Below are 22,179 nucleotides of genomic sequence, written 5' to 3' on the forward strand. Positions count from 1 at the left end.
ATGCTTGATAAGTCGAGTGAACTAAGATGTTTTACGCACCGCCTTTAAAATGGGGCTGTGTAATTGATAGATGACAGAAACAGAAGTACAGGGGGTTCAAAGATGACTTCTTTGATGCAAAAAATAAAAGACGTACTGCCGCAACTATCAGAGGCAGAAGGGCGGATCGGCGACTATGTTCTTGAAAATCCGGAAGCTGTCCCCCATATGACGACGAAAGAACTGGCGCAAAAATCAGGTGTTAGCGAAGCGACCATCATCCGTTTCTGCAAATCGATCGGCATCGGCAGCTTTAAATCCTTCAAACTGGCACTCATGAAAGATTTGACTTTAACAGATACCAGCCTCACCGATTTTTCGGTGCTGAACAAAAAGGATTCGCCATATGATCTTTTTCATAAAGTCATCCATGTCAATAAATCAGCGATTGAATCGTGCGCGGATTCCATGGACCGGAAAGAACTGGCCAAAGCAGTGGAAGCGATTCAGTATGCTAACAAAATTGTCTTTTTCGGTGTTGGGGGCTCATCTACGGCCGCAGTTGATGCTCAGTATAAATTCACCAAACTGGGCTATCACTCGATCACTTCCCTTGATTTTCATTATATGCTGTCGATTATTCCTCATTTGACGGAAAACGATGTTTTCGTGGCGATCAGCACTTCCGGAAAAACCAAGGATGTTTTAGAGCTCACCCGTTTTGCACAAAGAAAAGGGGCGACCGCCATCGCCATCACGACACTCAGTAAATCACCATTGTACAAAGAGGCTGACATCCGGCTATGCACACCAAATGTTGAACAGGACTTCCGTATTGGCAGCATTCCCTCGCGGATGACGCAATTGACGGTCATCGATACCTTGTATATGAGCATTTTCCATCATGTCGGCGAGAAGGTTTTGCAGCAATACTATGATGCCCGAAGTGAAATGGAAAATTTAAGAAGATGAAGAGCCGTAGACCCGGTTCTCTTTTTTTTGCTGTTATGAAATTTAAATTCACTATTTAGATAATTTATATTGACATTAAATTTCTTGGAGATAAAATGAAAACAAGAAATAAAAGTAAAAGGGTGATCTGATGCTGGAAAATCTATCCACAGAAAAACGCAATAACAACACCATGAAGATGGATGAAATGTCAGTGCTGGAAATATTGCAGACCATGAACCAGGAAGATCGTCTTGTTCCAAAGGCCATTGAAATGGAATTCGCCAACATTGAAGAGTCGGTACAAAAAGCCATACGTTCTTTTAAAGCAGGAGGCAGATTGATTTATATCGGTGCCGGAACCAGTGGTCGTTTGGGAATTTTGGATGCAGTCGAATGCGTTCCGACATTCGGTGTTTCACCTGAACAGGTTGTCGGAATCATAGCTGGAGGAACAGAAGCGATCAAAATAGCGATAGAAGGCGTAGAAGACAATCCTGAGCTGGGAATGGACGATTTGAAAGCGGTTTCTTTAACAGCTGATGATACGGTTGTCGGAATCGCGGCTAGCGGCCGCACACCTTACGTGATTGGTGCACTTCAATATGCCAAACAGATTGGGGCAGAAACGGTTGCAATGTCATGCAATAAAGGAGCGGAAATCAGCGGCTATGCCGATACGGCGATTGAAATCGAAACAGGAGCTGAAGTATTGACCGGTTCAACCCGTCTAAAGGCTGGAACTGCACAGAAGCTGGTTTTGAATATGATTTCGACAGCTGCAATGATCGGGATAGGCAAGGTTTACGGCAACCTGATGGTGGATGTACAAGCCACCAATGAAAAGTTGATTGAGCGCTCCAAACGGATTATTATGGATGCCGCCCAAGTCGATTATGCCACAGCACAGCGTTATTACGAAAAAGCGGACGGCCATGTAAAAACAGCGATTGTCATGAGTCTGCTGGATTGCACGAAAGAACAAGCTATCGAAAAACTGGAGGCAGCTGGCGGTTTTGTTCGAAAAGCTATATAACATTTAGGGGAGCGGAGGGGAAGTATGAAAAAAGAACAGCAAATGGCGCATGACATTCTCGCGAAAATCGGGGGAAAAGAGAATATCAATCAAGTAGCACATTGTATGACGCGGTTGCGTTTGTCGATTAAAGATGACAGTAAAGTAGAATTGAACGAATTGAAGCGTGTGGATGGTGTAATGGGTGTCATCGAAGATGATACACTTCAGATCGTCGTAGGTCCTGGGACCGTCAATAAGGTTGCTGCTGAAATGAGCAGTGAAACGGGATTGGCCATCGGTGAAATGGCGGATGTTGACGAAAATGATATGGATTTCACGGAAAAAGCTGCTTTGAATAAAGCTAAACTGAAAGAAAAGAACAAGACGCCTTTCAAGCTCTTTCTTCGCCGGGTCGGTAATATCTTCATTCCGCTGATTCCAGGTCTGGTCGCTTCAGGAATCATCAACGGTGCAGCCAACTTCGCTAAAAACGCTGGTGTGGATGCTACTGAAACCTGGATGCAGATTTTATTGCTGCTCGGAAGTACTGTATTCGCTTACTTGGCTATTTTGGTCGGCTGGAATACAGCCAAAGAGTTTGGTGGAACACCGGTACTGGGCGCTATTGCAGGAGGAATCTTGTTCAACCCGATGCTGGCGGATATCGTTATTTATGGAGAACCGCTGGTCGTCGGAAGAGGTGGATTATTCGGCGTAATATTTGCAGCTTGGCTGATGACATTTGTTGAGAAGAATGTACGTAAAGTGATGCACAGCTCTGTCGATATTTTATTTACACCTCTGATTACATTATTGGTTGTTGGTTTCTTCTCACTTTATGCAGTTGTCCCAGTCGCTGGGCTTTTATCAGATGGAATTATGACTGTGTTAACTTCGGTTCTTGATGTCGGTGGGGTATTAGCAGGAGGCGTTCTAGCCGGTTTCTTCCTTCCACTTGTTATGCTCGGCCTGCACCATGGTTTGACTCCGATTCACCTCGAGTTGATGAACACTGTTGGCGCGACAGCTTTACTGCCGATTCTGGCAATGGCTGGAGCTGGGCAGGTTGGTGCCACCATTGCAGTATATATAAAAACTAGAAATCAGCGTCTTAAGAACATCATTAAAGGGGCTCTGCCTGTTGGATTCCTCGGCATCGGGGAACCGCTTCTTTACGGTGTAACTTTGCCACTTGGCCGTCCGTTCATAACGGCTTGTATGGGTGCTGCATTTGGCGGTGCTTTCCAGGCAGTGATGCATACGGCAGCACTCGGAATAGGGGTGTCAGGCATATCATTGATTCCGCTTATTGCTGAAAGCAAGTATGTCTGGTACTTCGTCGGTTTGGTCGTTTCGTATATTTTTGGATTTATCTTCACCTATCTATTTGGATTCAAAGAAGAGATGGCAGAAGGGATTTAAGGAAAGGGAGAGAAATCTCCCTTTTTTTCTATTAGTTTAAAAGTATGTGAGCTATTGAAAAGGAGTTGGCACAATGCGTGGAATTTCGGTTTATTTGGGGGACGATTCGTTTCAGGAATTAGAACCTTATATTGAAAAGCTCAGCAAGCTCGGATTCACATCAATTTTTACTTCACTGCATATTCCAGAGGACGATCCATTGCTCTATAAGGAACGGCTACAGCAATTGGGGCAATGGGCTCTAAAGTTTGATATGGAACTGATGGCGGACATCGCGCCGCAGTCATTGGCTCATCTCGGTTTTAGTTGGGAGAGTGCGGAAGGTCTGTTGGAGTGGGGACTGACCGGGCTGCGGATTGACTATGGGATGGACGACAACGTAATTGCGGAGTTGTCCCACCGGATGAAAATTGCGTTGAATGCCAGTACGTTGACGAGAAGTGGATTGGCTGCATTGAATTCCGCTGGTTTGAAGCGGGATGCTGTTGAGATGTGGCATAATTTTTATCCGCGTCCGGAGACCGGTTTGGATTCCGTAGAGTTTGTGAAAACCAATCTATGGCTGAAAAGTGAAGGACTGACCGTGATGGCCTTCATTCCCGGAGATGGGATTTTGCGGGGACCAGTGCATAAGGGATTACCCACTTTAGAGGAACACCGGGACGCGGATCCTTTTGAAGCCTACCTGCATCTGAAGGATCAGGGCGCGGTGGATAGGGTGCTGGTCGGCGACATTACACTCAGTGATGACACCCTGGAACAATTTGGCGCGTTCCATGAAGGCGAAATTCTATTGAGGGCAAAAGCTTTGGTGGAGATGGAAGAGATGGATGTCCAAACCAATCGCTGGGATGCAGCGCGGGACTGCATCCGTTCCATGGAATCGCGCCAATACGGCTTAATCGGCACCCACCTATTGAAACCGAACAATGTCATTGCACGGAATAAAGGCAGTATTACGGTGGATAATGAGCGTTATAGCCGCTACCAGGGCGAATTGCAAATTACCAAAAGAGATTTACCCGCCGATGACAAGGTTAACGTCATTGGAAAAGTCATCAATGAAGATCTTTCGTTGTTGCAGTATATCAAGGGCGGCACGAAATTTCGGATAAAGTGGATTTGAACAAAGAAAGAGCAGCTTTTAACGAGCTGATCTTTCTTTCTTTTTTTGAAACTTAATTTCATGTTATATGATACTTTATGATTAGCTAAACTTCATCGAAGTAAGTAATTGGAAATAGAGTTAAAAATAAAATATTCGGAATATATTGTAAATACAGCTCCATTGGTGGATAGGCAGCCAATGGAGCTTTCTGTAGGCTTAAAGAATAACGGGTTTCGAATTATAAATTGATTTGATCTGGAGGGATAACATGAAGAAAGGGTTATGTTTTACAGCTTTAACAGCAGTCATGGCAGTTTCATTGGTCTTGCCATCGGCCAATCCAGCTTCAGCTTCATCGGCCAGGCAATGGGATTCACCGGCTCCGCTGTCTTCCGTGCTGCATAAAGGCTCAGCAAAAAGTGCGGGATTGATGGAAGAGCCACTGGAACAGATTGACGCAATGATGGAAACAGCAGTGAAAAACGGTACAGCACCTGGAGTTGTCGCATTTGCCGCAAAGAGCGGGCATATCGTGAAACACGAAGCTTATGGCTATTCAGCCCTCTACACAGATGACCAACAGACGAAGATGGCCAATCCGGTGGAGATGAAAGCGGATACAATTTTTGACGTCGCATCGATCAGTAAAATCTTTACGACTACAGCAGCAATGATTCTGTTTGAAGAGGGCCTTTTCAATCTGGATGATCCGGTTGCACTCCATTTGCCGGAGTTTGCAGCTAACGGGAAAGAAGAGGTGACCATACGGCAGCTGATGACGCATACATCGGGATTCACCTCGTGGGTGCCGCTTTATCAGCAGGAAGGCGGGCGTGAAGAACGGATTGAATACGCCCTACAATATCCGTTAGCCAATCACCCAGGAGAGAATTATACATACAGCGACCTCAATTTAATCACTTTGGGTGCATTGATTGAAAAGTTCTCAGGCATGGGCCTCGATGAATTTATCGATAAGGAGCTTACTGGTCCGCTTGGGATGGAAGACACCATGTATAATCCGCCAGCATCGCTGAAGCAACGAATTGCGGCAACGGAATTTCAGCCGGCAATCGGCAGGGGGATGGTATGGGGGGAAGTACATGATGAGAATGCATGGTCACTCGATGGAGTAGCTGGGCACGCCGGTGTATTTTCAACTGCTTTGGATTTAGGGAAGCTTGCCCATATGTTCCTGAATGATGGGAAATACGGCGGTCAGCGGATTTTGGAAAAAGAAACGGTTCGTTTGCTGGAAACCAATCAGATTCCTGAATTTCCCGGAAATGATCACGGCCTTGGTTGGGAGTTGAACCAAGGTTGGTATATGGATGCTTTATCGGATTCCTCGACTTTCGGGCACACCGGCTACACAGGGACGAGCATCGTCATCAACCGCGACAATCACACTACGGCCATTCTGCTGACTAACCGTGTGCATCCATCGCGGACGACAGTATCAACTAATTTTATCAGACGTGATTTCGCTCGGGCAGTAGCCGATTCAATTTCAGCTCCACTGAACAAAAAAGATGCAGCATGGTTTACGGGATATGGGGATCACCTTAATCATCAGATGACTGTCGCGACAAACGGAGCTTCGAGCCTGACCTTCGATGGATGGAACCGCATTGAACAGGATTCCGATTATGGCTATGTGGAAACATCCATGGATGGCACAAGCTGGAGCGAGGCTGTGCTTCAATTGACAGGAGACAGTGAAGGGTGGAAGAAGCATGAAATTAGGCTGCCGAAAGAAACGCAATTTCTCCGTTTCCGCTATGTCACGGACGGTTCAGTCAACGGCCGCGGCTTGTATATCAGAAACCTTAAAGCAGATGGCAAGGAAATAGAACCGTTAGATGAACAGAACGACTGGACATTACGCAATTATTGATCAAAGGGGGATGGGAAATGCACAAGCTGAAGAAAATTCTTTTGGTGCCGGCGTTACTCGCGGCACTAGTCATTTCATCATTATTTACAGGAAGCGGACAGGCCGCCGCAGCTAGTCCGGTTACAGATTTGGTGATTCTGCAGAATGTACCTGAAGTCGCAGTAGGTGGAGTGGGGAAAGGCCTCCAACTCCAAGCAGTGCATCTCTATGAGGACGGGCAGTACATGCTGGTTTCGGAAAACCTGACATGGGAGTCTGTCAATAAGACGGTGGCATCTGTAGATTCACAGGGAAACGTTGAAGTGTCAGGGAAACCAGGCAAAACGTTCATCACCGTTTCAGATGGATCATTTACAGATAGAATTTCGATCCAAGTAAAACCGGATGCCAAAGTAAAAGGCTTAAAAGGCAAGCCGCCGCTTAGCACTTCGGTGATCAAGGAAAGCGGCGATCGCTATGATTTGGTCAATAGGGCGGTAGGACAGATGACCATGGAAGAAAAAGTCGGGCAGATGCTGATGCCGGATTTCCGCAACTGGAAGGGGCAGAATGTAACGGAAATGCTGCCTGAAATCGAGCAATTGGTCAAAGAATATCATCTTGGCGGAGTGATCCTGTTTCGTGAGAATGTGGTGACGACTGAACAGACAACCAAACTGGTTACAGATTATCAGGCGGCAGCCCAAAAGCATAGCTTGCTGATGACCATCGATCAGGAAGGTGGCATCGTCACGCGTCTGCAGTCAGGAACCGATATGCCGGGAAATATGGCGCTTGGGGCAACACGTTCAGCTGAACTTACCCAGAACGTTGGAAAAGCCATTGGTGAAGAATTGTCGGCACTGGGCATCAATATGAACTTTGCACCATCGTTTGACATCAACAACAATCCGGATAACCCGGTGATTGGTGTACGGTCGTTCGGTGAGAAGCCGGAACTTGTCGCTGAATTGGGAGTCGCTTATACAAAAGGACTTCAGGAAACAGGAACCGCTGCGACTGCAAAACATTTCCCGGGACACGGGGATACAGCGGTTGATTCGCATCTCGGCCTACCGGAAGTTCCTTATGATTTAGAACGCTTGAAAGCTGTTGAATTGTATCCGTTCCAAAAAGCGATGGAGGCGGATATTGATGCCATTATGACAGCACATGTCACCTTCCCGAAAATTGACGGTACAAAAGTCATTTCACAGAAAGATGGCACTGAAATCAACCTGCCAGCGACACTTTCCTACAAAGTACTGACAGAATTGATGCGGGAGGAAATGGGATATAAAGGGGTTATTTTCACGGATGCGCTGAACATGCAGGCCATCGCTGACCATTTTGGGCCGGTGGATGCTGTCATTCGTGCAGTCAACGCAGGGACCGATATCGTACTTATGCCGGTCGGACTTGAAAGTGTGGCAAATGGCCTTTACGAAGCGGTTCGTTCCGGTGAAATAGCGGAAGAGCGCATCAACGCATCGGCAACGCGCATTCTCAGCCTAAAAATGAAGCGCGGTATCCTGAAAGAGGAATCGCCGGTTTCATTGGAGGAAAAAACGGCAAATGCCTTGCAGGTTGTCGGCTCTGAAGCTCACAAGCAAGTAGAAAGAGAAGCGGCTGAAAAATCCATCACTCTTGTGAAAAATGAAGGCGTGCTGCCGTTGGCCCCAGCGGCTGAAGATATGCTGGTGGTTGTCGGCAACATCTATTCAGATGAATTGTACGCTGGATTAAAAGCACGCCATGACAATACGATGTGGATTGAAACAGGTGCACCGTTAACCGCGCAGCAGCTGGAGACAGCCAAATCGGCAAAGGCGGTTATCGTCGGTACTGCCACATCATCACTGTCACAGCGATCACCAGAGAGCGCCCAAATGAAACTGGTCAATCAGTTGGTTGCAGAAGTGGAAGCGCCAGTGATCGGCGTCGCAGTCCGCAATCCTTATGACATTATGGCGTATCCTGAAATTGATGCCTATTTGACGCAATACAGCTTCCGGACAGCAAGTTACGAGGCGATGGCTTCAGCAATCATGGGCGAATTGGCTCCGACCGGTAAATTGCCGGTGACCATTCCGAACCTTGCGGGTGAAACGTTTTATGAATATGGCCACGGCTTAAGCTACTGACACTAAAAGGGGGAATAACTTTGAAAAAGTGGATTGCCTTACTGACGACTATTTTGCTGGTATTGACTTCATTGTCCATCGCATTTGCCGACCATGATCGGGGCAATGGAAAATCCAAGGATAAGCGGAAAGACCATAAGGAATTTGAACTTGGAATTGAAGTGCTGATGGAAGAGCAAAAAGAATTGATAAGTGGAAAGAACGTCGGATTGATCACCAATCCGACAGGTGTCGATCAGGAATTGAACAGCATTGTCGATCTTCTGGACAAGGATCCGGAAGTCAACCTGACCGCACTTTATGGACCGGAACATGGTGTTCGGGGAGACGCGCAGGCAGGGCAATACGTCGATTATTATATCGATGAAGTGACAGGTGTGCCGGTCTATAGCCTGTATGGCAAAACGCGCAAGCCGACACCTGAAATGCTGGAAGGTATTGACGTACTGATTTTCGATATTCAGGACGTGGGTGCACGTTTCTATACCTACATCTATACCATGGCTTTAGCTATGGAAGCTGCAGAGGAGCAAGGCATTCCATTTATCGTATTGGATCGGCCCAATCCGCTTGGCGGCACAAAAGTGGAAGGACCTGTGCTTGATCCCGCATTCGCTTCATTTGTCGGACAATACGCCATTCCACTTCGCCACGGCATGACCGTCGGCGAACTTGCCGAATTCTTTAATGCCGAAATCGGAATCGGCGCAGATCTGACAGTGGTGGAAATGATGGGATGGAAACGTAATTCCTTCTATGATGAAACCGGTCTGCAGTTTGTACCGCCTTCACCGAATATGCCGACACTTGATACTGCGCTAGTGTATCCGGGCACGGCTTTGATAGAAGGAACAAATGTATCAGAAGGGCGGGGCACGACGAAGCCTTTCGAATTTATCGGAGCTCCTTTCATCAACAGCACGGAACTTGCTGAAGCGTTGAATGCGCTGGCGTTGCCAGGCGTCAGTTTCCGCGCAGCATCGTTCACCCCGGCATTTTCCAAACATGCCAGCCAGCTATCGCATGGCATCCAGGTCCATGTGACGGACCGCGAATCTTACTTGCCGATAGAAACCGGATTGCATATCGTCAAAACCATTTACGACCTGTATCCCGAACAGGTGCAACTGACTGCTTTCTTCAATAATCTGATCGGCAATGACTGGATCAGCCAAGGCATAAAGGAAGGCATGACAGTAGAAGAAATGAAAGAACGCTGGCAAGGTGAACTGAAAGAGTTCAAGGAAGTCAGAAGAGAATACCTACTGTACTAAGAAATGAAGAAGTGTCCCCATAATGGGATAGAGAAGCAGAGAGGAGGGAATCATCTTCTTTCTGCTTTTTACTATGGAGTTTTAAAATTTCCGTTTAAAACCGGTTGATGGAAGAAGTGAGGACCAAGCTTCCCTTATAAAAAAATAATATAAAAATTTGTAGTTCCTTTAAAGTAACCGCTTACTTTATTTCCGCTAAAGTTAAAATTGGTATAGACAACTATACCGATAATGGATATAGTGAAAATTAAGAATACATAAAGGGGTGGAAATTTTATGTTCAGTTTTCTGCAGAAAATAGGAAAATCCTTGATGTTCCCGATCGCTACCTTGCCGGCTGCGGCTTTGCTGCTGCGCTTTGGTCAGGATGATTTGCTCGGCATTCCGTTCTTATCGGCTGCTGGTGCAGGGATTATCGACAACCTGGCAATCATCTTCGCCATCGGAATCGCGATGGGACTTGCCCATGACGGCAACGGGGGAGCGGCTTTGGCCGGTGCCATCGCTTATCTCGTATTGACTTCGGCAATCGTCACAATCAACGAGTCGATCAATATGGGTGTTTTCGCCGGTATTTTATCCGGTATCGTCGGAGGTCTTTTATACAATAAATTCTATAATGTGAAATTCCCGCAATGGCTCGCCTTCTTCGGCGGCAGGCGGTTTGTGCCGATCATCACTGCGGCGACCATGACCGTCCTGGCCGGTGTGCTGGGCTATGCATGGCCGCCGGTTCAGGCAGGCATCGATAATGCGGGTGACTGGATTTTAAATGCCGGCATGTTCGGGGTCGGCGCTTACGGTTTCCTGAACCGCCTGTTGCTGCCGACTGGTTTGCACCATGTCATCAACACTGTGGTCTGGTTTGATTTCGGAACATTCACAGATGCTACAGGAGAAGTCGTGCGCGGAGAAATCAACCGCTTCCTGAAAGGGGATCCGACGGCTGGTCCATTCCTGTCCGGCTTCTTCCCGATCATGATGTTCGGTCTTCCTGCAGCCTGTCTTGCCATGTATATGGCAGCTAAGAAAGAGCGTAAAGCCCTTGTCGGCGGTATGCTTTTCAGTATCGCCTTTACATCATTTTTGACGGGGATCACAGAACCGATTGAGTTCTCATTCATGTTCTTGTCGCCTATCCTCTATGTTGTCCATGCCTTATTGACGGGCGTCTCGATGATGGTCGCCTATGCCTTGGATGTCCATCACGGTTTCGGCTTTTCTGCCGGAGCGATTGACTATGTGCTGAATTATGGGCTAGCCACCAATCCATTGATCTTGCTCGTTATGGGGCTCGTCGTCGGAGCGGTTTACTTTGTCATCTTCTACTTCCTGATCATTAAGCTGGACCTGAAAACACCTGGCCGTGAAGATGAGGACGAGGAAGGTGCAGAAAATGCAGGTTCCGGCAATAAAGCTGTGGATGTCAGAGCATACAATACGATTGAAGCATTGGGCGGTGCAGCCAATATTACCGCTGTGGATTACTGCACGACCCGCCTGCGCATGTCGGTCAAAGATTCAGATTTAGTGAACGAAAAAGACCTCAAACGCCACGGAGCTATGGGTGTCATGAAAATCAATAAAACCAATGTCCAGGTGGTTATCGGAACAGCTGTCGAGTTTTTGGCAGATGCCATGAAGCCGCGTTTGGAAAACGGCAATCCGGCTCCAGAGGATGTTTCGGAAGCCGCAGCCATTGAAGAAACCGTCAGTGATGAACCGGCTATGAAAGAAATCATTGCCGCTGATTTTGAAATGCCGATCCAAGGCAAAATAATTCCGTTATCGGAAGTGCCGGATGAAGTATTCGCAAAAGGCATGATGGGACCTGGTTTTGCCATCCTCCCAACCGGCAACGTCCTTCATTCACCTGTAGACGGCCGTGTGGTCAGCGTTTTCCCGACCAAACACGCAATCGGCATTGAAACGGATACTGGAATTGAAATCCTGATTCATGTTGGACTCGATACCGTCAAACTGAAAGGTGAAGGCTTCGAGACATTAGTGGAGCAGGGGCAGCTGGTACAGCGCGGAGACGCGTTGCTGAAGCTTGATTTGGAATTCCTGAACGCCAACGCGCCTTCTGTTGCAACACCGGTTATTTTCACTAACCTAACCGAACAAAAAGTTACTGTCATGAAAGAGGGCTTCCAGGAACAGGGAACTGATTCCATCCTGAGAGTCGACTAATAAGAGACGAAAAACCAGGGACATCCACAGCGATTTTCCTGGTTTTTCGCAAGGAGTGGTCCAGATGAAGAAAAGCATATTGATTTCCGGCATCACGATTGCGGATGCTGTTGAAGAGAGTTTTACAGGGGATATCCTCGTGGAAGACGGAAAAATTAGCCGTGCCGCAGAAAAAATCGAGGCGAAAGCCGATATCCATGTGGATGCAGCCGGCAAAAATTGGACAGCATTTCCTGGATTTATTGACGTCCATATCCACGGTGCTGCAGGGCATGATGCTATGGATGCAACACCGGAAGCATTGAGTGGCCTGGCTGGTGCGTTGCCTAAAGAAGGCACAACGAGTTTTTTGGCGACGACGATGACCCAAACGGATACAGCCATTTCGGCGGCATTGGAAAACATCCGTGCATTCCAGCCTCAGGAAGGGCAGGCTGAAATACTGGGCGTCCATCTGGAAGGGCCGTTCATTTCCGATAAGCGTGCAGGCGCACAGCCGATTGAGCACATCGCGGAACCGTCTTATCCATTATTCCAGAAATGGCAAAAGCTCAGCGGTGACCAAATTCGGCTGGTGACGCTGGCTCCGGAAACGGCAAACGGATTGTCGTTCATTAAAAGTCTGGCAGAAGACGGCGTGATCGCATCGATCGGCCATTCAGACGGTACGCTTGAGGAAGTGCAGGCTGCAGTCCGTTCGGGCGCAAGCCATGTCACTCATCTGTATAATCAGATGAGCCCATTCCATCATCGCAATCCGGGAGTGGTGGGTGCTGCTTTGACAGAGAACGGCTTATCGGTGGAAGTGATTGCCGACTTCATCCACAGCCATCCGACTTCTGTTGAATTGGTTTTCCGCCAAAAAGGTGCAGAACGGTTGATCCTCATCACCGATGCCATGCGTGCAAAAGGCCTGGCGCCTGGGGTATACGATTTAGGCGGGCAGGATGTGCAGGTCACCAAAAAAGATGCGCGGCTCGCCGATGGCACGTTGGCCGGCAGTATCCTGACGATGGAAACAGCGGTCAAAAATATCCAGTCGATTACCGGCTGCAGCCTGAATGAGCTGGTCGCTATGACTTCCGCCAATGCGGCGAAGGAACTGGGCTTTGCGAATAAAGGCAGATTGCAGGCTGGTGCGGATGCCGATGTGGCGATTCTTGATGACAATTTCAATGTGCAAATGACCATATGCAGAGGGACGATCGCTTATACGAAGGAGTGACTGTGATGAAACTGATACGAGTCGAAAACTACGAAGAGATGAGCAGCAGGGCGGCAGAATTGGTGGAACAGCAAATCCTGGACAATAATCATTCGGTGTTGGGGCTCGCCACCGGATCGACACCGCTCGGCCTCTACGAAAAACTGATTGAAGGCGTTCGGGAGCGAGGAATTTCCTACCGGCATGTCCAAACCATCAATTTGGACGAATACCGTGGGCTGTCTGGTGACCATCCGAACAGCTATCGCCATTTCATGAATGAAAAACTATTCCGGCACATCGATATTGCGCTGGAAAACACCCATATTCCAAATGGCAAATCATTGCCGGTGGAAGCGGAATGCAGGCGTTACGAAGCGTTGATCGATGAAGTCGGACCGCCTCATCTGCAGATTCTCGGCATGGGAACAAACGGCCATATCGGCTTTAACGAGCCGGGCACACCGGAGACAAGCCTGACCCATTGCGTGCAGCTTGAAGCATCTACACGAAACAACAATGCACGGTTTTTCAGCGACCGCGACGAAGTGCCGACCCACGCCATCACGATGGGAATCCAGTCTATCCTGAAAAGTGAAAGGATTCTCCTGCTGGCTTCCGGCAAAAAGAAAGCGCAAGCGGTGAAGCGCTTTTTGGACGGCCGCGTCAGCAAAGATTTTCCCGCTTCATTTTTATGGAAACACAATAATGTTACACTGATTGTAGACCGGGATGCCTACGCGCTGGCAGAGGCAGAAGAGGAGTGAACGCTGTGCTGGACAAACAATCGCCCATTCCGATTTATATCCAAATAGAAGAGCAGCTGAAACAGCAGATCGAACAAGGCGACTTTCCGATCGGCACAGCGATTCCCTCTGAACGCGAACTGACCGAGCGCTTTGGCGTCAGCCGGATGACTGTGCGCCAATCGATCACTAATCTGGTTAATGATGGTCTGCTGTACCGGGAAAAGGGGCGCGGCACATTTGTGGCTTCCCCGAAAGTGGAACAGCCATTAAATGGGTTGACGAGCTTTACGGAGGATATGGTGGCGCGTGGGATGGTGCCGAGCAGCAAGCTGATCGGCTTTGAAATCCTGGAGCCGGAATCGGACATTGCGGCTGACTTGCAGCTGGAGCAAGGAGACAAAGTCTATTTTGTGGAACGCATCCGTTTTGCGGACGACAAGCCGATGGCCATCGAACGCACCTATCTGCCGGTCGAACGCTTTCCTGAGCTGGACCAGGATTCCTTCCAGGGCTCATTGTATGCGATGATCGAAAAAGATCACCAGTTGACAATCAGCCGTGCCATCCAGCGCATGGAAGCGGGGCTTGTGAAAAAAGAAGACGCGGAGCTGCTGCAGATCAAAGCACCCGCAGCCATTCTGATGATTGAACGCATCAGTTATTTGGCCGGTGAGCAGCCATTCGAAGTGGTCCGCAGCACGTACCGCGCCGACCGCTACAAATTTACGACTGACATCAAGCGTTAGACACACAGGTTTTCGAAACGAATGAAGTTTTGAAGAAAAGAAACCGACACCAGAGGAGAGAAAAGTATGATTGAAAAAAGCTATACCATCACAAGCGACGAAGGTCTTCACGCACGTCCGGCATCAAAATTAGTGGGAGCGGTATCGCCGTTTTCTGCAGATGTGAAAATGCTTTATAAAGAAAAAGAGGTCAACTTGAAATCCATCATGGGCGTCATGTCACTCGGCGTTTCAAAAGGCAACAGCATCACCATCACAGCTGAGGGCAGCGACGAAGAATCCCTGATGGCCAAAGTCGACGAATTGATTGTGGCTGAAGGGCTTGGAAAAGCGTAAGCAGCTGTTGTGGACACGATGAAGTAACCTGATAAAGCAGTCAAAATCCTAGGATTTTGACTGCTTTTTTTTTTTTGCACAGTCCAGTTTTGCACAAAACAAGAGGAAGCATTTGGTCTCCACTTTTTCTTGAATTGGGTATATAGTTTAGTTAACTAAATATTCAGATTAATTAATTCTGTTTAACACTTTAAAAGAAAGAAGGGGTGAAAGATGGTTCTGGATCAACGCAGCCAAGCTATACTATCGCATTTATCCCGGGCCCAAAGTTATGTGACCGTTAACGAAATCATGGAAACTTTCAAGATTTCCAGACGCACCATCTATTACGACATCGGGAAAATCAATGATTGGCTGGAAGCACAGGAACTTCCGGCCGTGCAACATGTACGTTCAGCCGGATTTCAATTGGATCAAAAAATAGCAATTGAAATTCCAGAGAAATTAGGTGCGATGGAGAACTGGCAGTATGAATACTCGGTAAAAGAACGGAGAGCTTGCCTGGTTCTTTATTTATTAGCTAGAAATAAGCCTTTGTATCTGGAGCATTTAACGGAGAAGGTAAGGGTCAGCCGAAATACCACAATTGAAGACGTGAAAGGGTTAAAGAGTGAATTAGGAAACTATGGACTGCAACTGGAGTTCGACAGGAAATCCGGATATGTCATCAGTGGGATGGAAGAAAACAAACGCAGGGCAGCCGTCTTTTATTTGCAGCAGTTTATATTCAAGCAAACTTGGCAGGGGCTGCTTAGGCGATTGCCGATCATTTTCAATGGACAGAACGGAAAAACTGATTCTTTGGCAGTTGAAACAGCAGAAGAGGTTAAGAAAATCATTGCTGACAGTGAAAAAGAATTAGGCATCCGATATACAGATGATTTTCTTCATAGTTTGTCTTTCATGTTCCTCCTATTTGTCCGCAGACTTGAGCAAGGCAAAAAAATTGAAGTTGACCCCATCGAACGTCAAGTATTGTCAGAGTCAAAGGAATACGAAGCTGCTCAAAAAATAGCTGAAAAATTGACTGCTTTGTTTCAAATTGCATTTCCCGAAGAAGAGGTTTTCTATATTACCAAACATCTCCTGAGTTCAAGAGTCCAATTTTCGCCAATGATTTTCGAAAACGATATTAATCAAAGCGACAAAGTTCTATTGGATGTAGTGACCAAAATGGTTACCGATTTTCAAAAGTATGCCTGCCTCCTTTTCGAAGATCGGATAGAGGTCGAACGAAATTTATTGTTGCATGTCAAAACAGCATATTATCGGGTGTTATATGGGTTAGAGGCTGATATCAGCCTAGAAGCCTCGATTAAGGAAAAGTATCCGGATGTATTCCTGCTTACGAAAAAAGTATCCAAGCATTTAGAGAAAGCCACTGGAAAATCGATCAATGATGGAGAACTTACCTTGATTGCAGTCCATTTTGGAGGCTGGATGGAAAAGATGGGCATAAAACCGGCCACTCGAAAAAATGCGCTAGTCGTCTGCAATACGGGAGTTGGAACTTCACGTCTGCTGCAACATCAATTAGAAGGGCTATTTTCGACGGTCGACATCATTGGTTGTGTGTCGTTGAGGGATTATGAAGAAATGGAGCATCAAGCAGACTTTATCATTTCAACCATACCACTTGCTGAAAAAGAAAAACCGGTGTTTGTTGTCAGTCCCATATTGACTGAAGCAGAAAAAGAACGGCTGCTGAAAAAGGTAAATGTCCATCTCGGTGTAAAGGCTCCGCAGCCCAATTCGTTAACGGTGGTGATGGACATCATCCGGCAGCATGCCGATGTAAAAGATGAAGCGGCCTTAAAGAATGAATTGCAGTATTACCTTCAACAGCAGCCGCTGAAGATGAAAGAAGTGAATAAACCTGACTTGAAAGATCTCCTGCCGATCGCCCACATTCAATGCCTTCCCACAGTGAGAGATTGGCAGGAGGCCATCCGAAAAGCTGCTCAGCCGTTACTACAGGAAAAGTCGATAACTAAAGACTACATCCAGGCGATGATAGATCCCTTACTTGAAATGGGGCCTTACGTAGTAATTTCGCCTTATGTAGCCATTCCACACGCCCGTCCCCACGAAGGAGTGGGAAAACTGGCGATGAGTTTGTTGCAGTTGAAGGAACATGTACCATTTTCACAGAACGGCACCCATCCGGTGGCACTGGTCATTGTGTTGGCGGCAATCGATGGAGACAGCCACTTGAAGGCATTGCGCCAGCTGACCAAACTTCTGAACAATAACAAAACAAAAAATCAACTGATGGATGCGGAATCTCCTGAAGAGATTTACAGCGTGGTTGCCTCCCATTCGGAATAACTGGTTTTGGCGATCCCCAATAGAGAAAGGAATTTTGCTATGAAATTTTTGGAACAGAATTTGGTGGCACTTGACCTGCCGGCAGCCACTCCGGAAGAAGGAATCCGTGCGGCAGGAGCTTTGCTGGTGGATGAAAATTTAATTGAACCGAGATATGTCGATGCCATGGTGGAGTCCTATCAGAAAAACGGCCCATATTTTGTATTGGCACCTCAAATAGCAATGCCGCATGCCCGGCCAGAAGATGGTGTTAAAGAAGCATCCGTCTCATTTGTCCGGTTAAAGGACTCAATTGAATTTGGAAGTGAAACCAATGATCCGGTCCGTTTCATTTTTGCTTTAGGAGCATCTTCAAGCGAAGAGCATCTGCTGGTCATGAAGAAAATTGTAGCTCTTTTAAGCAAACCTGAAAATGTAGAGAAGTTGAAAGAGCTGTCCAGCTATGAAGAACTACAACAAATTATAGGGAGGAATTAACAATGAAGATTTTATGTGTATGCGGTCTGGGACAAGGAACAAGCTTAATTTTAAAAATGAATGTGGAAGAAGCATTGAATGAAAAGAATATCATGGCGGATGTCGAACATATCGATTTGTCCTCAGCGACGAGCATGTCAGCTGATTATATCATCACCAGCAATGAGTTGGCTGAAAGCCTCCAGGATCAGCCGGCAAAAGTAATTGTGGTAAACAACTATTTCGATGTAGAAGAAATCAAATCGGCGATAGACGCCAATATTGCGCAATGAAGATAGGCAAACAAACAGCAAATAAATTACTAAGCGGGGGAGAACGGCTATGGATATTATTTTCTGGTTAGCGAATAACGTGTTCGGAACTCCGGCCATCTTATTGGGGATCATTGTCCTAATCGGTTTATTGCTTCAAAAAAAGACGGCCAGCCAAAGAGTAAGTGGAACCTTTAAAGCGGTTATCGGCTTCCTGATCATCAGTGCCGGTGCCGGCATCATCGTTGGTGCGTTGACGGTCTTTGAACCACTTTGGAAAGAAGTGTTCAATCTGTCAGGGGAAACATTGGGTGAATACATGGGCCAGGAAATGTTCAATAACGATTACGGCAGCGCAGTCACATTGGCGATGACTTTAGGGTTCCTATTGAACGTTTTGCTTGCCCGTTTTACCAAGCTGAAATACATCTATCTGACCGGACATATGATGTTTTGGACAACAACGATTTTTGCAGGGATCGCAGTTCATACCTCTCCTGATGTATCGTTTTGGAGACTAGTGATTTTCCTGTCAATCATTATGGGGATTTATTGGACCGTACAGCCGGCATTGACACAACCATTCATGCGGAGAATCGTGGGGAATGACAATATTGCCCTAGGACATACATCAGCCTCCGTCGCATTGCTGGCGGCGTTTGGCGGAATGCTTTGGGGCAATAAAGAAAATGATTCAGAGAAGATCAATTTGCCGAAAGGCCTGGAATTCTTGAGAGATTCCAATGTTATCACGGCATTGACGATGGGTTTGTTGTTCCTGACCGGAGCCATCATCGTATCTTTCAAAGATACTCCGGGCGCGGCAGAATTGGTAGCAAGTTCGGGCAACCAGAGCTTCATCGTCTACGCCATCATCCAGTCATTTACGTTTACGGCAGGGATTGCAGTGGTGCTGACAGGTGTTCGGATGTTTATCGGTGAAATAGTTCCAGCTTTTAAAGGAATCGCGACAAAAATAGTTCCTGGCGCTAGGCCGGCACTTGATAATCCGATTCTCTTTCCATATGCACCGAATGCCGTCATTCTCGGATTTCTCGGTTCATTTGTTGGGGCCTTGTTGTGGCTGGTGGTTCTGGGCAATGCGGTAGGCTATATCTTTGTACCGACGATGATCGTCTTGTTCTTCCACTCTGCTTCGGCCGGTGTCTTCGGCAACTTAACAGGCGGTGTGCGGGGAGCGGTGATGGGTGGATTTGTCACGGCGACGATTGTCGCATGGGGCCAATTCATCACGGTCCGCTTTCTGCTGTCTGATACAGTTCCGGACACCGCAATGTGGGCAGCGGATTCGGATATGTTCATTTTGGGACCGATTGTTCGTTTGCTGGCTCAATTGCTGCTGTAGTCTTTAATGAAGGAGGGAGAAAAATGGCTTTTGTTCGGACATTACGCGGGGACATTCGGCCGGAAGACCTTGGGTTTACTTATTCCCACGAGCACATTGTCTGCCGTCCGGCCTATTGGATTGAAAAACAAGCGGATGACCTGTTGCTCGATGACAAGGAAAAATCCAAACTGGATGTCGCAGACTTTAAACGCTATGGCGGCAAGTCGATCGTCGATGCAACAGCGGTCGACTATGGCCGGGATGTCCAGGCGGTCAAAGAGATTTCAGAGGAATTAGACATCCATATTGTTGGGACAGCGGGTTTCAATAAAAGCTTTTTATGGGATGCCGGAATCAGTGAGCGGTTAAAACCGGTCCTCGGCGATTACCGGACCTACAGTGAATGGATCGACGCAGCAAGCGTCAACAGACTGACTGATTTTGTCATACGGGAAGTGGAAGAGGGGCTTGAAGGCACGTCCTACAAGGCAGGACAAGTGAAGTTCGGCACAGGCTACAACCGGATTTCGCCCCTCGAAGAAAAGACGTTGCGGGCTGTGGCGCAGGCTCACCTGGAAACGAAAGCTCCGCTTCACTCGCATACAGAAGCCGGAACGATGGGACTTGAGCAGATCGAACTGCTTCAGTCGGAAGGCGTTGACCTGTCCTATATGAGCTTCGGACATATGGACCGCAACCCGGATCCCTATTACCACGAACAGATTGCGAAAACCGGTGCATACCTGAGCTTTGACGGAATCGCAAAAATCAAATACGCACCTGAAAGCACACGCATCCAGTGCATACTGGAACTGGTGAAAAAAGGTTATGAAAACCAAATCCTGGTCAGCGGAGACACGGCCAGGAAGTCTTATTACAAGCATTACGATTACGGGCTTGGGCTTGAATACATCATAGCGAAATGGGTGCCGCGGTTTATTGACGACGCCAGCCGCCAGGGTTTTGAGGGAGAAGCACTGATCCATAAATTCTTCGTCGAAAACCCAAAGCGGTGTTTCACGTTCAATAAGTAGGAGGCGAACAGCTTTGATTTTTCAAAATGAGAATTCTTATGAAATAAAAGAAAAAATCGAACAAAGCCAAGTGGCGATCCTGCCGCTTGGAGCGGTTGAAGCGCATGGTCCGCATTTGCCGCTCGGGACGGACAATTATTTAGCGGAACAGCTGGCGGAAAGAGTGGCCGGGAAAACGGGTGCTTTGGTATTGCCGACCTTGCCGTATGGCCAAGTATGGAGCTTGAAAAACTTTCCTGGCAGCATCACTGTCAGCAATCAATCCCTGATCAGTTTGCTCTGTGACATCGGTGTGAGCCTTCATCATCAAGGTTTCCAAGTCTTCGTCATGCTCAATGGCCATCTCGGAAATGCTGTGGCAATCAAGGAAGCAGCTCGCCAACTATACGAGACGGTGCCAAATCTGAGAGTGCTGTACCTATTCTATCCGGGCGTCAAAAAAATCACAGATGAGCTGAGGGAAACCCCATCGGCCCATGCGAGCTACTTCCATGCCTGTGAAATTGAAACTTCCTATATGTTATATTTGGCAGAGCAGTATGTGGACATGACCAAAGCCGTCTCCGACATACCGGACATCCCAATGAGTGCAGACGTGACACCGACTCCTTGGGAAGAGTTTACGGCTACTGCAGTTTTGGGAGATGCGACATTGGCGACTAAGGAAAAAGGAAAAGCTATTATTGAAGTCGCTTTGGCCAACATGGTGAAACTGATTGAAGAAGCAAAACGATCTTTAGGGAAATAGAAACTTACAACCGTATGGAGCTGATACAATGCTAAGCAATTACTTCAAGCAGGCACAGGAACGGCTGGAGCTTGTCGAGAAAAATGAAAAACAGGCGATGCTGGAAGCGGCAGGAAAAGTGGCGGCCGCGATTCAGGCGGGCGGCATCATCCAATTATTCGGCTGCGGGCATTCGCATATTTTGACGGAAGAAGTGTTTTACCGCGCCGGCGGATTGGTGCCGATCAAGCCGGTTTTCGTGGAGCCGCTGATGCTCCATGAAGGAGCGGTCCAATCATCCCAGCTGGAGCGACAGAATGAGTATGCGGCAGGTTTCCTGAAGGAACAGGATTTCGGTCCGGATGATGTGGTCTTTGTGATCTCCACTTCCGGCCGCAATCCGGTGCCGGTGGACGTCGCAGCATCCGCACGTGAAAATGGGGCATTCGTCATCGGCATCACGTCGCTTGCGTATTCGGGCAGTCAGCCTTCGCGCCACAAAAGCGGCAAGTACTTGTTCGACTCGGTGGACCTGGTCATCGACAACCATTCAGTGGCAGGAGACGCAATCCTGTCGTACGAAGGTGTCGACGTTCCGTTTGGCCCGACATCGACCGTCGTTGGCGCAACAATCCTGAATGCCGTTTTTGCGGAAGCCATCAAGAAAATGGCAGATGCCGGCTTTCCACCACCCATTTTCCTCAGCGGCAATATCGACGGGGCAGATGCACACAACACGCAGCTGATCAACCAATACAGTGAGCGGATTCCGCTGCTGTCTTGAATTCTTTAGCGCACGGCAGCGATTTTTCTGCCGTGCTTTTTTGTGCATTCAGGGCTGAGCGTGCATAAGTTAGTTTGTGCGTGCGTATTTTTTGGTAAGCGTGCATAAACTTTTTTGAACGTGCATATTTTTCAATAAGCGTGCATAAATTAGGAAAAGCGTGCATATTGTATAAAATACTTCCTCAGGACGTTTGAAAATTCAACAAATCTCCACAAAAAAAGCCAGCC

Annotated in this window: 19 protein-coding genes; all 19 read left to right on the forward strand. The window is 47.5% G+C overall.

What is annotated here, in order from left to right; translation table 11 throughout:
- The first annotated feature begins 102 nt into the window (after positions 1–102).
- Positions 103–951 (forward strand): MurR/RpiR family transcriptional regulator, encoded by an 849-nt coding sequence (locus K8U60_RS04540; RefSeq protein ID WP_223635040.1) that lies wholly within the window; start codon positions 103–105, stop codon positions 949–951.
- A gap of 130 nt (positions 952–1,081) precedes the next feature.
- The gene (gene murQ / locus K8U60_RS04545) at positions 1,082–1,966 is read left to right on the forward strand and encodes an N-acetylmuramic acid 6-phosphate etherase (protein ID WP_223635043.1); all 885 of its coding nucleotides are present in this window, start codon (positions 1,082–1,084) and stop codon (positions 1,964–1,966) included.
- A gap of 24 nt (positions 1,967–1,990) precedes the next feature.
- On the forward strand, positions 1,991–3,370 hold the full coding sequence (locus K8U60_RS04550) for a PTS transporter subunit EIIC (protein WP_223635046.1): 1,380 nt from the start codon (positions 1,991–1,993) through the stop codon (positions 3,368–3,370).
- Between the two features lie 73 nt (positions 3,371–3,443).
- Positions 3,444–4,496 carry a DUF871 domain-containing protein gene (locus tag K8U60_RS04555; protein ID WP_223635050.1) on the forward strand — a complete coding sequence of 351 codons (1,053 nt, stop codon included), beginning with the start codon at positions 3,444–3,446 and terminating at the stop codon, positions 4,494–4,496.
- Between the two features lie 250 nt (positions 4,497–4,746).
- Positions 4,747–6,375: a serine hydrolase gene (locus K8U60_RS04560; protein ID WP_223635054.1), complete on the forward strand. Its 1,629-nt coding sequence runs from the start codon at positions 4,747–4,749 to the stop codon at positions 6,373–6,375.
- A gap of 17 nt (positions 6,376–6,392) precedes the next feature.
- Positions 6,393–8,498: a glycoside hydrolase family 3 protein gene (locus tag K8U60_RS04565; protein WP_223635058.1), complete on the forward strand. Its 2,106-nt coding sequence runs from the start codon at positions 6,393–6,395 to the stop codon at positions 8,496–8,498.
- 20 nt (positions 8,499–8,518) lie between these two features.
- Positions 8,519–9,772 (forward strand): exo-beta-N-acetylmuramidase NamZ family protein, encoded by a 1,254-nt coding sequence (locus K8U60_RS04570; protein ID WP_223635061.1) that lies wholly within the window; start codon positions 8,519–8,521, stop codon positions 9,770–9,772.
- A 276-nt stretch (positions 9,773–10,048) separates the two neighbouring features.
- Complete coding sequence (gene nagE / locus K8U60_RS04575; RefSeq protein ID WP_223635064.1) at positions 10,049–11,965, forward strand: N-acetylglucosamine-specific PTS transporter subunit IIBC; 1,917 nt, start codon at positions 10,049–10,051, stop codon at positions 11,963–11,965.
- 64 nt (positions 11,966–12,029) lie between these two features.
- Positions 12,030–13,190 (forward strand): N-acetylglucosamine-6-phosphate deacetylase, encoded by a 1,161-nt coding sequence (gene nagA / locus K8U60_RS04580; protein WP_223635066.1) that lies wholly within the window; start codon positions 12,030–12,032, stop codon positions 13,188–13,190.
- 5 nt (positions 13,191–13,195) lie between these two features.
- Positions 13,196–13,936: a glucosamine-6-phosphate deaminase gene (nagB, locus tag K8U60_RS04585; protein WP_223635069.1), complete on the forward strand. Its 741-nt coding sequence runs from the start codon at positions 13,196–13,198 to the stop codon at positions 13,934–13,936.
- A 5-nt stretch (positions 13,937–13,941) separates the two neighbouring features.
- The gene (locus tag K8U60_RS04590) at positions 13,942–14,664 is read left to right on the forward strand and encodes a GntR family transcriptional regulator (RefSeq protein WP_223635072.1); all 723 of its coding nucleotides are present in this window, start codon (positions 13,942–13,944) and stop codon (positions 14,662–14,664) included.
- A gap of 66 nt (positions 14,665–14,730) precedes the next feature.
- Complete coding sequence (locus K8U60_RS04595) at positions 14,731–15,000, forward strand: phosphocarrier protein HPr (protein ID WP_223635075.1); 270 nt, start codon at positions 14,731–14,733, stop codon at positions 14,998–15,000.
- Positions 15,001–15,213: 213 nt separating this feature from the next.
- The gene (locus tag K8U60_RS04600; protein WP_223635078.1) at positions 15,214–17,328 is read left to right on the forward strand and encodes a BglG family transcription antiterminator; all 2,115 of its coding nucleotides are present in this window, start codon (positions 15,214–15,216) and stop codon (positions 17,326–17,328) included.
- Between the two features lie 39 nt (positions 17,329–17,367).
- Positions 17,368–17,805, forward strand: coding sequence for a PTS sugar transporter subunit IIA (locus K8U60_RS04605; RefSeq protein WP_223635081.1), 438 nt, complete (start codon positions 17,368–17,370; stop codon positions 17,803–17,805).
- A 2-nt stretch (positions 17,806–17,807) separates the two neighbouring features.
- Positions 17,808–18,077 carry a PTS sugar transporter subunit IIB gene (locus K8U60_RS04610; protein WP_223635084.1) on the forward strand — a complete coding sequence of 90 codons (270 nt, stop codon included), beginning with the start codon at positions 17,808–17,810 and terminating at the stop codon, positions 18,075–18,077.
- Between the two features lie 49 nt (positions 18,078–18,126).
- Entirely contained in the window at positions 18,127–19,422 is a 1,296-nt protein-coding gene (locus tag K8U60_RS04615) for a PTS ascorbate transporter subunit IIC (protein ID WP_223635087.1), read from the forward strand.
- Positions 19,423–19,445: 23 nt separating this feature from the next.
- On the forward strand, positions 19,446–20,438 hold the full coding sequence (locus K8U60_RS04620; RefSeq protein ID WP_223635090.1) for a phosphotriesterase family protein: 993 nt from the start codon (positions 19,446–19,448) through the stop codon (positions 20,436–20,438).
- Positions 20,439–20,451: 13 nt separating this feature from the next.
- Entirely contained in the window at positions 20,452–21,186 is a 735-nt protein-coding gene (locus K8U60_RS04625; RefSeq protein WP_223635093.1) for a creatininase family protein, read from the forward strand.
- A gap of 28 nt (positions 21,187–21,214) precedes the next feature.
- A complete protein-coding gene (locus K8U60_RS04630; RefSeq protein ID WP_223635096.1) occupies positions 21,215–21,949 on the forward strand; it encodes an SIS domain-containing protein in 735 nt (244 codons plus the stop codon).
- Positions 21,950–22,179: the final 230 nt, after the last annotated feature.

The sequence above is a fragment of the Planococcus circulans genome (genome assembly GCF_020023385.1).
GTDB lineage: Bacteria > Bacillota > Bacilli > Bacillales_A > Planococcaceae > Planococcus.